This window comes from Actinomycetota bacterium (assembly GCA_018334075.1).
In the GTDB taxonomy this organism is placed as follows: Bacteria; Actinomycetota; Coriobacteriia; order Anaerosomatales; family UBA912; genus JAGXSC01.
Map to the genome: position 1 here is coordinate 16,674 of JAGXSC010000001.1, position 16,862 is coordinate 33,535.

Below are 16,862 nucleotides of genomic sequence, written 5' to 3' on the forward strand. Positions count from 1 at the left end.
ACCTCCGCATCGACGGCATCTGCATTACCGCCCTATTCCTGCCCAGGCTCACTCCAGACACCTATCGCCCTGAGGCGAAGGTAACGCTTGTTCACAAGTTCGTCCCCGCTCAAGCCCACGAGCTCATCGAGCGCCGCTGTGATTCGCTGGCCTGTCGCAGCGATGACCGAACCGGGATCAGTGTGCGCTCCGCCGAGCGGTTCACCTACGATCTCATCGGCGATTCCCATACCAACAAGGTCCTCGGCGGTTATCTTCAGGCTGACGGCGGCCACCTCGGCATGCGATGCGTCTTTGTAAAGAATCGACGCGCATGCTTCCGGACTAATGACGGAGTAGTATGCGTTCTCAAGCATGATCAGGCGGTCACCGAATCCGATGGCCAACGCCCCGCCACTGCCGCCTTCGCCGATGCCGACCACCACAACCGGCGCCTTGACGGCGCAAAGAGTCGCAAGTGACTTGGCGATGACGAAAGCTTGCCCCCGCGCCTCGGCTTCCTTGCCGGGATACGCTCCAGCGGTGTCGAGGAAGCTCACAACCGGAATCCCAAAACGATCGGCAAGGCGCATGACCCTCATCGCTTTGCGAAAACCCTCGGGGCTCGGCGAACCGAAGTTGCGGCTGATGTTCTCCTTGGTGGTCTTGCCCTTCCGATGCCCTAGAATCACAACTTTGTGATCAGCTATTCTTCCCAGCCCGGCGAAGATCGCGCCATCGTCGCCGAACGCCTTGTCGCCATGCAACTCGATGACGTCGCTGAAAAGCGCTTCGATGTAATCTTGCGTTCTGGGCCTTAGTGGATGGCGTGAAATCTGTACGCGTGCCCACGGGGTAAGGTTCTCGTAAGTAGTGGCGCGGAGCCGCTCGATATCGGCTGAAAGCGCTTCGATTTCGGCGAGAAGCTCCGGATTCCCGGACAGGTCAAGCCGTCGTAATTCGGTGAGCTTCTCTTCCAGCTCGACAAGTGGGCGCTCGAACTCCATGGTGAAGCGAGAGACCATCAGGCTTCACCACCTTTGGTCGCAGTGGCACCGCTTTTGGCCGCGTCAGCCTTGCCCGCATCCGCGCCGATGCTGCCACCGCACCGCGAGTGCATGAGGTAGCCGAGAGTCAGGGCCACCCTGTCACGCAGCTCTGACCGAGGCACTACTCCGTCGATCATCCCGTGGCGCAGCAGAAACTCCGATCTCTGGAAGCCCTTGGGGAGCTTCTGGCGTATCGACTGCTCTATAACTCGCGGGCCGGCAAAACCCACGAGCGCGCCGGGCTCGGCGTAAGTGACATCCGCCAGCCCCGCGAAGCTTGCGGTAACACCGCCCATCGTGGGATGCGTCAGAACGGCGATGTAGGGCAGCCCCTCGCGAGAAAACCTCTCTATCGCGGCCGCGGTCTTCGCCATCTGCATCAGCGAGAGCATCCCCTCTTGCATACGCGCTCCGCCTGACGCGGTCGCGAGAACTACCGCCCTGCCCTCCACCGACGCAAGCTCGAAAGCACGCGCCACCTTCTCGCCGACGACAGAACCCATGGACGCGCCGATGAAGCGGAAGTCCATCGCGCCGAGGACCGTCGGATACCCATTAATTGACGCGCGTCCGGTGATGATGGCCTCAGGAAGGCCGGTCGCCACCTTGGCCGAGGTGATGGAGTCCTCGTACGACTTGACGGCGGTAAAGGCAAGTGGGTCAGCGGCGGTCAGTCCGGCGTCGATCTCCGAAAAGCTCTCCGCGTCCACCAGCATGTTGATTTTTTGGACCGCGGTCAATTCGACGTGATATCCGCAGTGACGACACACGTAGAGGTTTTTGATCAGTTCGCCCTGATAGATAATTCTCTTGCACTCGACACACTTCGACCACACCCCGTCGGGCACATCGGCCGTGCCGACAGAGCGCTGGCTAACTGTATATTTCTGGCTCTCTCTAGCCTTGAACCAGTCGCCGATCGACATACGGCCACTTCCTTCAACGCCGCGTGATGAACGGCGGCTACTTATCGTCCGGCGTCACGAGCCTACGCGGAATACTCTTCCTTGCCCTCGAACACGGCCAAGGCGCGATCGGCGTCATAGTCGCTCAGGGTGATCGCGCTTATCGCCTTCGTCAAGCGCACCGCCTCAGACAACTCGCGCTGATGGATATTGCGGCCGGTGGCATTGCCGATGGCGCCTCCGACATGAATCTGCTCCCAAAGCTGGCCGAGAAAGCTTCTTGCGTCCACCGTCGAGCCCCCGGCGCAAACCAGTCCGGTGCGTCCAGCGGCCAGCGAGGCCTCTTTTAGCAGCTCTGCCGAGGAATGGGCGTCCGTGCTCTTCGGCGGGTTGACCTTCACGAAATCGGCTCCGATGGAAACGGCGACGCCAGCGGCACCCGCTATCAGGTGCGCGTTCTTCTCATCGGTAACAGCTCTGCCTCGCGGATACATCCACAAAACAACGATCAGTCCGTTTGCGTGCGCCTCGGCAATAAGCTGGGCGGCCTCGGACATCATCTGCGATTCGTATTCCGAGCCTATGTATATGGTATAGCCGATGCCGACAACCCTGACCCCGTTGTCGCGTAGCTCGAGCACGGCCTGCAAATCATGTAGCTGCGGCGAGTACGGATCCTCCTGATGCTTTGCTGGATCGCTGGAGGTCTTGACCAGGTGTGTTTTGCTGTTCATTTTGACCAGGTAGTTGATATCCGGATAGTCACCGGCATATTGAGCGACCAGTCCACGCTGAGCAGCCAGGACTCCAATCTCGCCCATCGCTCCGATCCTGAAGAGATGCTCTGGCTCGGCGTCTTCCTCGGCGATGCCTTCCCCGTAGAAATCGTCGTTGAGATGCTCGATCTTCTGATCACAGGCGAACAGCATCAGTCGCCCGGTACCGCGAGTGGCGGCCATGTAGTTGTCTATGTAGGTCTCTCTGGCCTCGGCCGGAACATCCATCGGTACACGAACTTGACCACGAGTAATACCGGGCATACAGCACCCCTCCAAAAAATACGGACTTCCAGTTCCTGAAGCGCGATATCAAACCGCGCTCAATCCTCCGATTCACACACAATAGGGTAAGCGAAGTAAGGCGCGTTTGCTAGGGGGCGTTCGGATCACGAAGCTTGCGGCCGTAGCGGTTTGTAAGCGGCATCCGGCGGCCTCTTCCCAGCGCATTCGGCGTGACAACAGGTCCCACCGCGCTTTGCCTGCGCTTGAACTCGGAGCCATCCACCAACGCCACGACTTCCTTGACCGTCACGCGATCGTACCCGATTGACACGATCTCCTCCGCCGACACGTTTTCCTCCAGGTACAGCGCAAGAATTTCATCGAGCAAATCGTAAGGAGGCAGCGTGTCCTGATCTATCTGCCCCGGCCGAAGCTCCGCGCTCGGCGGTTTGGCAAGCGTTGCGGCGGGAATCACCTCGCCTTTCGCGTTGCGCCAGCGCGCCAACTTGTACACGCTGGTCTTCACCACGTCACACAAAGGCGCAAACCCTCCAACCATGTCCCCGTAAAGTGTCGCATAGCCCACCGAAGACTCACTTTTGTTGCCCGTGGCAAGCACCAGCCAGCCAAAGCGATTGGAAAGCGCCATCAACAGCGTTCCGCGTATTCTGGCCTGGAGATTCTCTTGCGTCAGCCCGACATTGCCCTCTCCGGACACCAAAGCCAACGTTTCAAGAAACGCGCCGAAGGCCGGCTCTACCGGCAACTCGATCGTTTCGATGCCGAGTGTGCGCGCGAGCTCCCGCGCATCGATAACGCTGCCTTCCGAGGAGTACCGGCTCGGCATCACCGCGCCGTGTACGCGCGACGGCCCGAGGGCGTCCACGGCGATCGCCGCCACAAGCGCGGAGTCCACTCCTCCAGACAGGCCAAGCACCACATCGGTAAAGTCGTTTTTCAAAACATAGTCCCTTGTGCCTAGCACAAGCGCATCGTATAGCTCCTCCTCGGCACCAGGCACGGGCTGGATATTTATCTCGTCCGAACCTGGTCGGGGCCGATCCCCTTTTTCGGGCGCGCCCACGTCAGCAAAGACTATATCCTCGGCAAACGCCTTCGCGCGGGCGACGACCGAGCCGTCAGGGGATATGACCACACTGCGTCCATCAAAAACCAGCTCGTCCTGCCCGCCTACGAGATTGCAACACGCAATCCACACTTGGTTATCACGAGCGCGGGAGCACAGGATTTCCTCGCGTTCACGGCTTTTGCCCCTATAGAACGGGGAGGCAGCGATATTGAAGACCACGCCTACTCCCATATCGGAAAGCCCCCTCGTCAGCGATGGATCCCAGATGTCCTCGCATACCGTCATCGCGACATTGAGGCCCTCATACTCGAAAAACTCCGAGCCGCCACCGGCGGAAAAATATGCGCGTTCGCCCATAGCTCCATCGTCTGAAAGCAACCGCTTGTGATACACACGAGCCACCTGTTGACCAGAAACAAACGCGGCCGCGTTATATAATGCGCCCGCCTGGCGATCGACGAAGCCCACGATCATGTCGATACGCGCCGAAGCGGCCACTCGCTTTAGGGCCGCAAGGTTAGCGCTTATGAGGTCTTGGTTATAGATGAGGTCCAGCGGAGGGCAGCCCACAAGAGCCAGCTCCGGGAAGACAGCCAGCCGAGCCCCCTCCCGCTCTGCTCGCTCAAGCGCGTCAAGCACCAGCTCGACGTTGCCGTCGATATCGCCAACTACCGGATTTATCTGTGCTATCGCGATGCGCATCAAGAAACCCTTCCTGTTTTCTCGGCGATAGTGAACACCGCCTGGTCCGCCGCGTCGTCAAATGGCATCAATACATGATCGACACCCACCGCCTCGAGTTCTTCGATCTCGGATTCATCATGCGCCGTGGCCATAAACTTGCCCGGGAACCTGACGCTTTCAAGGCCGTGAAGAACAGCTTTGTTGACATTGAAAGAAGGAAGGGTGCTGACTACCAAGGCTGCTGAGGAAAGCGGAAGTGAGCCGGTGAACTCGGGATCCTCGGCATCGCCATATTGGATCGGAACACCCTTTGCCTTGGCCGCTTTCAAAGCCTGTGGGTCAAAGTCGACTCCCAGCACAGTAAGACCCCTAGCCATGAGGCCGTCGACTATGGAGCCTCCATATCTGCCAAGCCCCAAAACGACAACATCGACCCGGGCCGGCTCCTGCAGCGAGTCCTCGATCTCCCGAAAGGGTACATTGCGCTCGAAGACGCGCAACGGCTTCGACACAACATCGTAGAGGCGATCCGCTCCCAAAATCATATAGGTTGAAGTCGATATAGTCGCGATGCCAACCAGCGTGACCAGGCTCAGAATATCAGTGCCGATATGTCCCAGGCTCACGCCGAGCGCGGCCAAAATGAGGGAGAACTCCGATATCTGCGCGACCGTCAGGCCGGCGAAAAGCCCAGTGCGCCTCCGATAACCCATGTATCCCATGATTCCGACGACTATCAGAGGATTGCCCACCAACACGAAGACTGACAGCACTGCGGCGGACGCCAACTGTTCTCCAAAGTCGACGAGATTGAGCTTGGATCCAAGGTCGATAAAGAAAAACAGGAGCAAAAAGTCGCGAAGCCCCGTCAATCGCGCGACAATGGCGTCCCTGTACGGAGTCGACGCTATCGACACACCGCCGAGAAACGCGCCCACCTCCTTGCTGAAGCCGAGGAAATCACCGAGCGCGCCCAGGGCAACCGCCCAGGTTACAGCGAAAAGCACGAGCATCTCCTGGGAGCGCGCCAGAACTTTCAGCAGCGGATTAGCGACAAACCTCATGAACACCGCCAGCAAGACGACCAGTCCGACGCCCACTATGAGCAAACGGAGAACCTGCGCCACAGGGCCGATCTCGGCCTGCACGGCAAATGCCGGTAGCAAAAGCAAGACGATAACAACGAAGATATCCTGGACGATGAGAAAACCGATCGCGATTCGTCCGTGTAAGGAGTCAATCTCCCTTTTGTCGGAGAGGAGCTTGACGATGACTATCGTGCTTGAAAACGTCAGCGCCACTGCGATATAGGCGGCCTCGACCGTCGAGAAACCAAGCGCGGTAGCGATCAGAAACCCGGCGACGGAGGTAACCGCAATCTGCCCGATACCTGTCGCCAGGGCCACAGGACCGACCGACCTAATCAGCCGAAGATCGAGCTTTAGGCCCACCACGAATAGCAGGACCGAGATTCCTAAGCCAGCAAGTACCTCCACCTGGGCCGTTGCTGTAATAAATCCGAAGACCGCGGGCCCTACCAGCACACCCACAACGATATACGCGATGATCAGAGGCTGCTTCAGGCGCACCGCGACCATGCTGACAACCGCCGCAAGGGCGAGAATGAGTGCGATTTCCTGGAAAATGTCCAATGTCACTCCGTTTTCAAGGCGTCGGCCAATTCACCTACGAACGCCTCCAGCGCCTCGGGATCGTGCTGCCGACGGACACACGCCGATCCAACAATTACCCCATCGGCGATACGGGCAGCCTGGACGACGTGCTCCGGTGTGGCGATCCCGAACCCGAGCGCTATCGGTAGCGAGGTGAATGCCCTCATGCTAGAAACCATATAACCCATGTCAGCAGGCAGTTTATCACGTTCTCCGGTAACTCCTGTTGTCGATACGGCATAAACAAAGCCTACCGAGTGCTCGGCTGCTTTACGCATCCGCTCGGGCGTCGAAGTAGGCGCGACCATAAACACCGTCGACAGCTCGCCAGCTTCGCGCAACCAGGGCTGCGCCATCTCTACCGGCATATCGGGAACGATCACCCCGCTGACTTTGGCTTCTCGCATCTGAAGCGCAGCACGCCGATATCCCATCCTCAGCAGTGGATTGAAGTAGGTCATAAGCAACACCGGCACAAAGCGGGCTTTTCTCGAAGCCTGCGCCGAGATGAACTCGGCGGCCAGCTCGATCGTCTCGGCAAGTCCGAATCCTTCCGGTGCGGCGCTCATCGCGACTGAAGCGGCGTTCGCGATCACGGGTCCATCGGCCAGAGCATCAGCGTAGGGTACCCCCAGTTCGATGATGTCGGCGCCGGCGCGAGCAGCCGCAAAAAGCGCCTCCAGCGAGCCTTGCCGGTCAGGATAGCCGGCCATCAAGTACACGATCAGCGCGGGACGTCCCTTGCCAAAAGCGCTCTCGATGGAGAAGGGCTCTCCGGGTTCCCCGCTATTCACCCGCCCTCGCCTCTTTGATGATATCGATATCCTTATCTCCACGGCCGCTCAAAGTGAGTACGACGCGCGCGTTTGGACCCAACTCCTCGGCCAGGCGGGGAAGCAGCGCAAGGGCGTGGGAGGACTCGAGCGCGGGCATTATGCCCTCCGTTCGACACAAAAGCGCAAAGGCGTCGAGCGCTTCTTCATCCGTGGCCGCTTCATAGCGAACGATACCGGCGTCGTGCCAGGCCGCGTGTTCCGGACCTACCCCGGGATAGTCGAGCCCGGCGGAGATCGAGTATGCCTCAAGCGGATTTCCTCGCTCATCCTGCAAAAGGTAGCTGTGAAACCCGTGCATCACCCCTGGCTGCCCAAGCGTGATCGCCGCCCCCGTCTTGCCGCTTGCAAGCCCTTCGCCCGCCGCTTCGGCTCCAATAAGCAGCGGTGTCCCCATGAGCGAGCGGCTGAGAACAAATGGGAAAAACGTCCCAACGGCATTGCTTCCGCCGCCGATACAAGCCACGACGGCGTCAACTTCGTAAATACCCCTACCGTTTAGTTGATCGATGATTTCCAGCCCTATTACACTTTGAAAATCGCGAACCATCATCGGGTATGGATGGGGGCCCAGGGCCGACCCCAGGACATAGAAGGTGTCCTGAACGCGCTCCACCCAGTGACGCAAGGCCGCGGTCACGGCGTCGGCGAGAGTACCGGCGCCGTCTGTCACGGGCACGACTTCAGCGCCAAGAAGCTTCATCTTGTAGACGTTTAGTGCCTGGCGGCGAATATCTTCCTCGCCCATAAACACAACGCACTCCAACCCGAACAACGCGGCGGCGGTGGCGGTGGCGACGCCATGCTGTCCGGCGCCGGTCTCGGCGATCACACGACGTTTGCCCATGCGCGTCGCGAGAAGGCACTGCCCAATGGTGTTGTTGATCTTGTGCGCGCCGGTATGGCAGAGGTCCTCACGCTTGAGTAAAACCTCGCCGAGTCCAACGGAGCTTGCGAGATTCTTCGCCGAGTAAAGGGGCGTGACCCTGCCGATATAATCACACCTGAGTTCGTCGAGCCTTTCTTCGAAAAGCGGATCCTCACACGCGGCCTTGTAGGCGTCGGTGAGTTCGTGCAGCGCCGGAAGAACGGTCTCCGGCACATACGCACCGCCATAAGCTCCGAAAAACCCCAGTGCGTCCGGCGCCGAATAGACCTCATCGGCATTGGGAAAAAACTTGCTCATCTTTTCGCCCTTTCCACATCCGCTCTTCTTACAGCTTCGCAAAAATCTCCGATGGTGTCACGGTCTTTGACTCCGATGGACGACTCCACGCCAGAACAAACATCAACAGCGAAGGGTTTCGCCGTCAAGATGGCGTCCCGGACATTTATTGGATTCAGCCCTCCGGATAAAACCAGCGCGAACCTCTCCGACAACCCATCGGCGATGCGCCAGGGAAACACAACGCCTGTGCCGCCGTGTCTGTGCGGATCGAACGAGTCCAGCAGCATCGCGTCGACAGCCTCCAGATATGGCTCGACTGTGGCGGCGCTAAAGTCCGGTCCCACGCGAAACGCCTTTATCACGCGAGCAGGCGCGGTGGCGCAAATTTCCGGGCGCTCCTCGCCGTGAAATTGCACGCAATCCAGCCTCAGGCGGTCTACCGCAAGCCGCACAACTCGCTCGGGCGCGTCAACGAACACGCCGACCCGCGCGACAAAAGGCGGCACCGCCGAGAATATCTTCTCGGCGGCATCGAGCCCAACTTGCCTGGGAGAGTCCGCGTGCAAAATCACGCCGAGTGCGTCAGCGCCCGCGTCGACCGCCCAGCGCGCATCCTGCGCCTTGGTCAACCCGCAAATCTTGATTCGAGTGCGCATAAAAATCGCAATCGCCCTTCCCGTACCCGCGGTGACGTCCCGGCTACCCTCGCTTACTCCTCCGAGGGCAACATCGTACCTGCCGCGAAATCGTAGTCCACCAACGCCTTAGAGTTGTAAGCCTCGTAAGCGGCAAGATCGAAGTGTCCGTGTCCGGACAGGCAAAACAGCACGGTCTTGTCTTCTCCGGCTTCCTTGGCGGCAAGCGCCTCGTCGATGGCCGCACGAATGGCGTGGCTGCTTTCAGGCGCGGGCAATATCCCTTCGGCACGCGCGAACAGAGCCGCCGCATCAAAACTCGCGACCTGGTGAACGGCTACAGCCTCTACCTCCCGCTCATGTACCAACTGCGAGAGCGTCGGTGAGTCACCGTGATAGCGAAGCCCTCCGGCATGAATACCCGCGGGCACAAAATCGTGTCCCAGTGTATACATGACCATCTGCGGAGTCATTTTGGCCTCATCGCCGAAGTCGTAGCGGTATTCACCCGCCGTCAATGTGGGGCATGCCTTTGGCTCAACCGCAACGAGACGCGTGGAGCTCTTGCCTTCCTTTCGGCGGAAGTAATATGGAGCGGCGATGCCCATGAAGTTGGAGCCTCCGCCCGCGCATCCAATGACCACGTCGGGCTCCGCCTGCGCCATCTTCATCTGCTCGATCGCCTCAAGGCCGATCACAGTCTGATGCAGGCAGACATGGTTTAGTACCGAGCCTAGCGCGTAGTGTGTGTCTGGCCTCGTCGCGGCGACTTCCACCGCTTCGGAAATGGCGATGCCGAGAGACCCTGTCGACTCCGGATCGAGGTCCAGCACGTGGCGGCCGGCCGCGGTGAGCTTTGACGGACTCGCATGAACGGTCGCTCCGTACGTCTCCATCAATATCCTGCGATACGGCTTTTGCTCGTACGAGACCTTGACCATGAAAACCTCGACCTCTATGCCGAAGAACGCTCCCGCTATCGACAGCGCGCTGCCCCATTGGCCCGCGCCGGTCTCGGTGGCGATCTTCGTGATCTTCTCGGCCTTGTTGTAGTACGCCTGCGGAATCGCCGTATTTGGCTTGTGGCTTCCAGCGGGCGACACGCCTTCGTACTTGTAGAAGATCTTGACGCCGTCGGGCAGCCCAAGATTGCGCTCAAGCTGGCGCGCCCGCAACAGCGGCGAGGGCCTGTATGTTTTATATACATCCAACACCGCGCCGGGGATGTCGATATATCGTTCCTGTGAGACTTCCTGCTTGATGCACTCCATGGGAAAGATCACGGCTAGCTGTTCGGGCCCCATGGGATTCCCGTCACGATCCAGCGGCGGATCCAGTGGCTTGGGAAGATCAGGAAGCACGTTATACCACGCCAAAGGCATGTCCTTTTCGTCTAGCATGAACCTCGTTTTGTCGGACACTTGACTCTCCCTTCCAACCTCAATACTCCGGTCAATTGCTTTAGCAGATCTATTGGGCAGGGCAAGCGCATCAAAGCCTCGCCCACCAACACCCCGTGTGCGCCGGCCTTCGCTGCGGCCACGACATCCTCGCGCGATTCGATTCCGCTTGCCGAGATAACCTTGGCTCCGCTTCCGGCGGCTATCTTTGTCACCCTGTGTGCGCGGTTCTTGTCGATAATCAGAGTTCGCAGGTCGCGGCTATTGACGAGCACCGTGTTTGCTCCGGCGGCAAGCGCGCCGTCAAGCTCAGGCTCGTCTATCACTTCCACAATCGGCGTCATTTCCAATGTCAACGCAAGATTGAGGTACTCGACAAGCTCACTTCCGAGCACGCTGACCATAAGAAGCACGGCGTGGGCGCCGTTGGCGCGGGCGACGAAGAGTTGAACGGGATCGACTACGAAGTCTTTACACAAGATGGGAAGCTCAACTGCGGCGGACACATCGCGCAGATCCGAGAAGGCTCCACCGAAGTCCTCCGGTTCTGTCAGCACGCTTACGGCCGCCGCCCCTCCGGCCTGATATCGCAACGCCTGCTTGCCCGCATCAAGCTGCGGGGCGATGGGACCGGCTGCGGGTGAGCGCTTCTTGACCTCGGCGATGACCGCAACGTCTTCGCGACTCAGTAGCGCCGCCTCGAAGTCGCGAGCGGGTCTTTCGGTAGCGGCTAAGCGCCTGCGCTCGGCATGCGTAAGCACCCCGTACTCCTCGGCGATCCGCTTCCGGCGTCGCGCCATCATGTCCTTCAAGTAATCACTCATCGCCGGCCTCCCAGCCGTGAAGACACCGCAGCAAGCGATTGAAGGGCCGCTTCGGCACTGCCTGAGTCGATCGAATCGGAAGCCATCGCCGCCCCTGCGGCAAAATCAGTGGCCTTGCCAGCTGCATAGAGCGCGACCGCGGCGTTAGCCAGCACCACATCACGCCTGGGCCCACGCTCTCCGGAAAGAACCGCCCGCACTATCTCGGCATTTTTTACCGCGTCGCCACCCGCGATCGCCTCAATCGTTCCGCGCGAAACGCCAAATTGCTCGGGCGCGACCTCGTACAAACGCACACCCTCGGTGCTCGAATCGAACTCGGCGATCTTTGTGGCGCCGCTGGCCGAAACCTCGTCCATTCCCGGATGCCCATTGACGACAAGTACCCGTCTTGCCCCGAGCCGGCCGGCCGCCTCCGCGATCACAGGCAGCAGTTTCGCGTCGTATACACCGATCAACTGCCGAGAAGCCCCGGCGGGATTCGTCAGGGGTCCCAGCAGGTTGAAAACGGTGCGAACGCCTATTTCGCGGCGCGCCGCGGCCGCATGGTGCATCCCCGCGTGTAGCGTGGGAGCGAAGAGGAATCCCACACCGCACTCGTCGATGCACTGCGCCATTGAGCGGGCGTCGATGGACACATCCACCCCAAGCGCCTCGAGAACATCGGCGCTGCCCGTCGCGCTGCTCACCGCTCTGTTGCCGTGCTTGGCGACAGGAACGCCCGCGCCCGCGACGACAAATGCCGCGCAGGTAGAGATGTTGAAGGTGGAAAGCCCGTCACCACCGGTTCCGCAAAGATCAATAAAATCACCGGAGGCCGGCCGCACCGGCGTCGCCTCCTCGCGCATCGCGCCGGCAAGCCCCACGATCTCATCGACCGTCTCACCCTTCATCCGCAAACCGATCGCGAGCGCCGAGATCTGCGCCGAGGTAACCTCGCCGTTCATGATGGCCTTCATGACAAGACGTGCTTGCCCTTCGGTCAAGGAAACGCCTTCGCTCACTTTTGCGATCGCGGCGGGCACACCACTCGCTCCCGCCGATGAGCGACCTTGTCCGTCTGTCTCTTCCTTTGAGATCTCGCCGGTGAGCTTCAGGAAATTTGCGAGCAGCTTCCCGCCGGCGGCGGTAAGGATACTCTCGGGGTGAAATTGAAAGCCGAAGTGCGGCAATTCACGATGCGCCAGTCCCATCACGATCTTTTCCGAGGAACGAGCGGTTACCTCCAGAGCGCCTGGAATGCATTCGTCGTCCACACAAAGCGAGTGATACCGGGTTGCGACAAAGGGGCTTTCCACGCCCGCGAACAGCCCTGTCCCGTCGTGATATATCTCGCCGGTCTTGCCATGCACCGGATGGGGCGCACGGATCACTTTGCCCCCAAAGACCTCGGCGATACATTGGTGGCCCAGGCAAATCCCCAACAGCGGCACTCCTGAAGCGGCGGCCAATCGGACGACCTCACACGATATGCCGGCGTCTTTCGGGCCTCCCGGGCCAGGCGAAACAACGATGCCGGACGGCTTGAGCGCCAGGGCCTCTTCGGCGGTCAGCGCATCGTTACGCTCGACCCTTACTTCAGCGCCGAGGACGGCAAGCAGCTGCGCCAGGTTGTATGTGAATGAATCGTAGTTGTCGATGAGCAAAATCATCTTGGCGACCCGCTGCCGCTCGCCCGGTCGTACATGCCTCTGGCCAGCTCAAGTGCCTTGTGAAGCGCCTGAATCTTGTGAAGGCACTCTTCGTGCTCGCGCAGCGGGTCGCTGTCGGCCACAATACCCGCCCCGGACTGTAAAAAAACACGCCCCTTGGCCAGCACAAATGTGCGTATGGTAATACACATGTCCATCGTGCCGTCGAGCCCGATATAGCCAAGCGTCCCAGCGTAAGGGCCCCTTGCCGCGGGCTCGAGATCAGCGATGATCTCCATCGCGCGTATCTTCGGCGCGCCGCTCACGGTACCGGCGGGAAAGGTCGCCTTCAACGCGTCGATCGCGTCCTTGCCCTCGGCGAGAGTACCAGTGACGTTGCTGACGATATGCATCACGTGACTGTAGTGCTCCACCTCCATCAACGAGTCCACCTTGACGCTGCCCGCCTCGCTTACCCGTCCAAGATCATTGCGGCCGAGATCGACAAGCATCACATGCTCGGCCCGCTCCTTCTGGTCGGCCAGCAGCTCCGCACAAAGGCGTTGGTCCTCGGCGAAATCGCTCCCTCTCGGGCGCGTGCCCGCCAAAGGCCGAGTGAGCACTTGGTCGCCCTCCACACGAACAAGCGGCTCCGGGCTTGATCCAACCAAGGTGACCTCGCGGGTGCGCAGGTAAAACATGTATGGGCTTGGATTGACCGTTCGCAGGACACGGTAAAGATCGAAGCCGTCCCCCTCGTAAGTCGCGCTGAAGCGCTGGGAGAGGACAACCTGGAAGATATCGCCCGCGGCGATATGCTCTTTGGCGGTCATGACAGCGGCGATGAAGTCATCGCGGGCCGTATGGGCTTCGAGCGGCACTTCAGCCGTGACCCCCGCCTCGCCGAGTCCCGCGCTTTGCGGCCCTTTCTCGATCTGGCTCAAGCAGCGGTCGATCCTGTTTTGGGCGGCTTCGTAAGCGGCCTCGGGCGCGCCTCCTGGGCGCACCGGAACGATTATCTGAATGACGCGCCGGACATGATCGAAGGCAACCACCACATCGGCGACCATAAACGCCATGTCCGGAAGGCCGAGTTCGTCTTTCGCATGCCGAGGAACTTTATCGAAGCCGGACGCGGCCTCATAGCCGACATAGCCCACCGCGCCTCCGACAAACAACGGGAGTCCCGGCACACGAGCAACTGTTCCAGCCTGTATTCGCCGAGACACCGTCCTCAGGGGGTCGTCCGCAAGCTCTCCCGATACACCGCCATTTTCCAGAACGACTTGGTTGCCATAGACGGTGATGACCTCCCTGTCACCAAGCCCCAGAAAGCTGTAGCGGCCGAGACGCTCGCCACCCTCGACGCTTTCCAGCAAGAACGCGTACTCGGCGCCTTCCGAAAGAGCCATGAACGCCGAGATTGGCGTTACGAGGTCGGCATATATCTCGCGAGCAACCGGAACGATGTCGTTGTCGGCCGCCAGCCGGACAAACTCTTCTTTTTCCGGTACCAACATCTCCAGACGCTCCCTTATGATCCCGTTTCACTCCATGCCACATCACTTCGGGATCGAGAGCCTGAAAGCACAAAACCTCCCGTCCCCAAGGGACGAGAGGTCATCTCGCGGTGCCACCCTTGTTGCCCTGCAAAATTTCGCAAGGCCACTCTTCTAAAAATACGTGCCTCTGGGGTCCATTCCTGCCGGAGACTCACGTCAGCTTACACCACCCGCTGACTCTCTTTGCTTCGCTTCCGGAGTACTACTCCCCGTCAAAGGCTAATATTCGATTGCGGGGGAGTATAGCATAGTCGGTGGCGGTTGCGTAGAAGTGTGGTGTGGTGGACGCGCTTCGAAGCGACTCCGGCTGACTCTATTCAGCTGCTATGGCCCAGTCCCCATCGGGGCCGAAGCTTCCAGCCGCAACTAGGGTCCGAGCGGCACTAACCAGCGCCTCCATGTTGGCGATAGTCGCAGCCATGCCGACCGCGATTTCGGCAACAGCAATCGAGTCATTGAGGCGTGCCATATACACCTGCTCTGGCTAACGTCACGGCGCTTGATCCGCTCGTAGCCTCAGTAGAGCTCGGCGGTAATGTCACTTCCTGTCAACGCGTCGAAGAACTGCACCATGCCGGTCGACTCGACGACCTTGCCGTCCGGGTACGTGAGGCCAACCCGATAGTCCACGCACCAAACGAGCCGCCCGGCTCCTTTCGAGTCCTCCCTGACTTCAAGCGTGACCGCCTTGATCGTGTCAAGCCTGTGATCTGGATCACTGGCGAAGATTGACCTGACTTTGCGCTCATCGACGACGGGAACCATGCTCGAAACTTGCGGCCGGTCATACTTGGCCGAGTACCCACGCAGGCTGCCACTCTTCAGATTCACCCGTACTGACGCACTTCGCCCTAGGCGGATGCCTTCGTCGGATCTCTCATCCCATGCGAAGATGTAGGCATCCTCAGACACCTTGATTGCGACTGGGCTACCAAGTTGGCCAAGGTCCGGATACTGCGACGCTACGAATTCCGTCGCTTCAGCACGCGCGGATTCGAGAGACAGCGGGAGTTCGCGCTGCGCGCGGGCAACAGCACCGGATGATCCAATCGTGCGGCCTACCTGGTCAAGCCAGAGGATGGTGCCGCGGTCGGTGCGCACCTCAAGCTGCTGAGCGCGACCATTGGGCGCCACTATTTCCTCAACTGACTGCACAGACCCCACCTCCGGCATACGCTTCACGGCGTCGACGGCCAGCTCCTGCGCACTAGGAACCTCGCTCAGACTCACTGCTCCGGCCCAGACGGCACCGGCGACCACGGCAGTCGTCGCAACCACTGCCGCAGCGACCAGTGTTCGTGTCCTGAACATCATCATTCTCACCAGCTTCCGTATCGCGCCGGCCGCAAGACTTGACCATACTGGCCTTGTGTTACCCAGCTGTACATGGCCGCCTTGCGCATCGGGGTTGACTCGCTGTTCGCCCACATGTAGTCGAACGCATACTGCATGCAGTCGTTATCCTCTCCAGAATTGCGGCCCGGCGGGGAATCCACTGGGTAACTGGTGTAACGCACCGCACGGCAAAACCCCATGCCGAACAACGGAGGCCCGTCGTCATACAGGGTTTCTTCCCACCCGATCGCGATGTCCGCCCCTTTGCCGCGAGCCTCACCGAGCAGATTGCCGTATGTCGAATGCGTGACGCCGGTCGAACAACCTATCGGCATGAACAGCAGTAGATCTGCAATATCGGTGGAAGACATGTTCTTGATGTACCATAGCGTGCTTGTGTTCGAGCCGCCCTTGCCCAAGATCTTCGAGCTGTCGTTTGCGACTATGACCCCTGGCGCTCCGTGTGAGACCGAGATGCACAGTGCGTCGTCCTTCATGTTGGTGTACCACGCATATGCACTGAGAGTGGTGCTCGAATAGCAGTTGTAACCCGATTGATCCAACCAGCCCTCACCCCAAGTCAGCTGGTACCCCATTGGAATGGTGTTGAGATGCCCCACGGCGGCGAATACTGTGTTGCATATGCGACCGGGGCTGCCAGCGACGCCGTCATGAATACCACAAGCATGAGTGCGATCTTCTTACTCACCTCAACTCCTCCTTGGCGTAGGAGCGCCTCCTCCTATTCTGGACGATTCTGGACTCGACGTCAAGAGGCGGTCAAATGGCGAGCGCGTAAGAATTCGGGGGGTCTACTCTCAGTTCCAAGGACCGAACATCGCCAGAAACTGCTGACGCGTCGAAAAAGGCATCAGATGCCCCGCCGGTGGTTCGTATCCCTTTCCGTCCGAATATACCATTTCATAGCTGAATGCGTAGCGGCGCTTATTTGCGATCGCCTCGCGACGGCGCCTGTCCTTCAGCTTAAACGTCTGCTCCCTCTGCGGCACCGGCAGGGCTTCTCCCGAAAAGACCGCTGCTCTGATACGCGCCATGTCGCTCGCGCCTTTGACCGACCACGCGCCGCCCCACA

The 16,862-nt window shown here is 59.9% G+C and carries 16 protein-coding genes and 1 other annotated feature; all 16 genes read right to left on the minus strand.

Going from position 1 to position 16,862, the window contains the following annotated elements:
- Nucleotides 1-32 precede the first annotated feature (32 nt).
- Nucleotides 33-1,004 (minus strand): acetyl-CoA carboxylase carboxyltransferase subunit alpha, encoded by a 972-nt coding sequence (locus KGZ89_00100; GenBank protein ID MBS3973274.1) that lies wholly within the window; start codon nt 1,002-1,004, stop codon nt 33-35.
- Entirely contained in the window at nt 1,004-1,954 is a 951-nt protein-coding gene (locus tag KGZ89_00105) for an acetyl-CoA carboxylase carboxyltransferase subunit beta (protein MBS3973275.1), read from the minus strand. The genes KGZ89_00100 and KGZ89_00105 overlap by 1 nt, the downstream gene beginning before the upstream one ends.
- 62 nt (nt 1,955-2,016) lie before the next feature.
- The gene (locus tag KGZ89_00110; GenBank protein MBS3973276.1) at nt 2,017-2,973 is read right to left on the minus strand and encodes an aldolase; all 957 of its coding nucleotides are present in this window, start codon (nt 2,971-2,973) and stop codon (nt 2,017-2,019) included.
- Nucleotides 2,974-3,082: 109 nt separating this feature from the next.
- On the minus strand, nt 3,083-4,726 hold the full coding sequence (locus KGZ89_00115; GenBank protein ID MBS3973277.1) for an NAD+ synthase: 1,644 nt from the start codon (nt 4,724-4,726) through the stop codon (nt 3,083-3,085).
- Nucleotides 4,726-6,306, minus strand: coding sequence for a cation:proton antiporter (locus KGZ89_00120; GenBank protein MBS3973278.1), 1,581 nt, complete (start codon nt 6,304-6,306; stop codon nt 4,726-4,728). The genes KGZ89_00115 and KGZ89_00120 overlap by 1 nt, the downstream gene beginning before the upstream one ends.
- A 56-nt stretch (nt 6,307-6,362) precedes the next feature.
- Entirely contained in the window at nt 6,363-7,175 is an 813-nt protein-coding gene (gene trpA, locus KGZ89_00125; GenBank protein ID MBS3973279.1) for a tryptophan synthase subunit alpha, read from the minus strand.
- Nucleotides 7,168-8,400, minus strand: a complete 1,233-nt coding sequence (trpB, locus tag KGZ89_00130; protein MBS3973280.1) for a tryptophan synthase subunit beta — start codon at nt 8,398-8,400, stop codon at nt 7,168-7,170. The genes trpA and trpB overlap by 8 nt, the downstream gene beginning before the upstream one ends.
- Nucleotides 8,397-9,038, minus strand: coding sequence for a phosphoribosylanthranilate isomerase (locus KGZ89_00135; GenBank protein MBS3973281.1), 642 nt, complete (start codon nt 9,036-9,038; stop codon nt 8,397-8,399). The genes trpB and KGZ89_00135 overlap by 4 nt, the downstream gene beginning before the upstream one ends.
- A 53-nt stretch (nt 9,039-9,091) precedes the next feature.
- The gene (locus tag KGZ89_00140) at nt 9,092-10,417 is read right to left on the minus strand and encodes a TrpB-like pyridoxal phosphate-dependent enzyme (GenBank protein MBS3973282.1); all 1,326 of its coding nucleotides are present in this window, start codon (nt 10,415-10,417) and stop codon (nt 9,092-9,094) included.
- The gene (locus KGZ89_00145) at nt 10,411-11,241 is read right to left on the minus strand and encodes an indole-3-glycerol-phosphate synthase (protein MBS3973283.1); all 831 of its coding nucleotides are present in this window, start codon (nt 11,239-11,241) and stop codon (nt 10,411-10,413) included. The genes KGZ89_00140 and KGZ89_00145 overlap by 7 nt, the downstream gene beginning before the upstream one ends.
- Nucleotides 11,238-12,893, minus strand: a complete 1,656-nt coding sequence (gene trpD / locus KGZ89_00150; GenBank protein ID MBS3973284.1) for an anthranilate phosphoribosyltransferase — start codon at nt 12,891-12,893, stop codon at nt 11,238-11,240. Before trpD ends, KGZ89_00145 begins: the two co-directional genes overlap by 4 nt.
- Entirely contained in the window at nt 12,890-14,392 is a 1,503-nt protein-coding gene (gene trpE / locus KGZ89_00155) for an anthranilate synthase component I (protein ID MBS3973285.1), read from the minus strand. Before trpE ends, trpD begins: the two co-directional genes overlap by 4 nt.
- 85 nt (nt 14,393-14,477) lie before the next feature.
- Nucleotides 14,478-14,659, minus strand: a binding site (T-box leader).
- A gap of 88 nt (nt 14,660-14,747) precedes the next feature.
- Nucleotides 14,748-14,903 carry a hypothetical protein gene (locus KGZ89_00160; protein ID MBS3973286.1) on the minus strand — a complete coding sequence of 52 codons (156 nt, stop codon included), beginning with the start codon at nt 14,901-14,903 and terminating at the stop codon, nt 14,748-14,750.
- A 47-nt stretch (nt 14,904-14,950) separates the two neighbouring features.
- Entirely contained in the window at nt 14,951-15,751 is an 801-nt protein-coding gene (locus KGZ89_00165; protein MBS3973287.1) for a hypothetical protein, read from the minus strand.
- Between the two features lie 2 nt (nt 15,752-15,753).
- Nucleotides 15,754-16,266 (minus strand): hypothetical protein, encoded by a 513-nt coding sequence (locus KGZ89_00170; protein MBS3973288.1) that lies wholly within the window; start codon nt 16,264-16,266, stop codon nt 15,754-15,756.
- A 321-nt stretch (nt 16,267-16,587) separates the two neighbouring features.
- On the minus strand, nt 16,588-16,862 hold a 275-nt coding region (locus KGZ89_00175), incomplete at its 5' end, for a hypothetical protein (GenBank protein MBS3973289.1).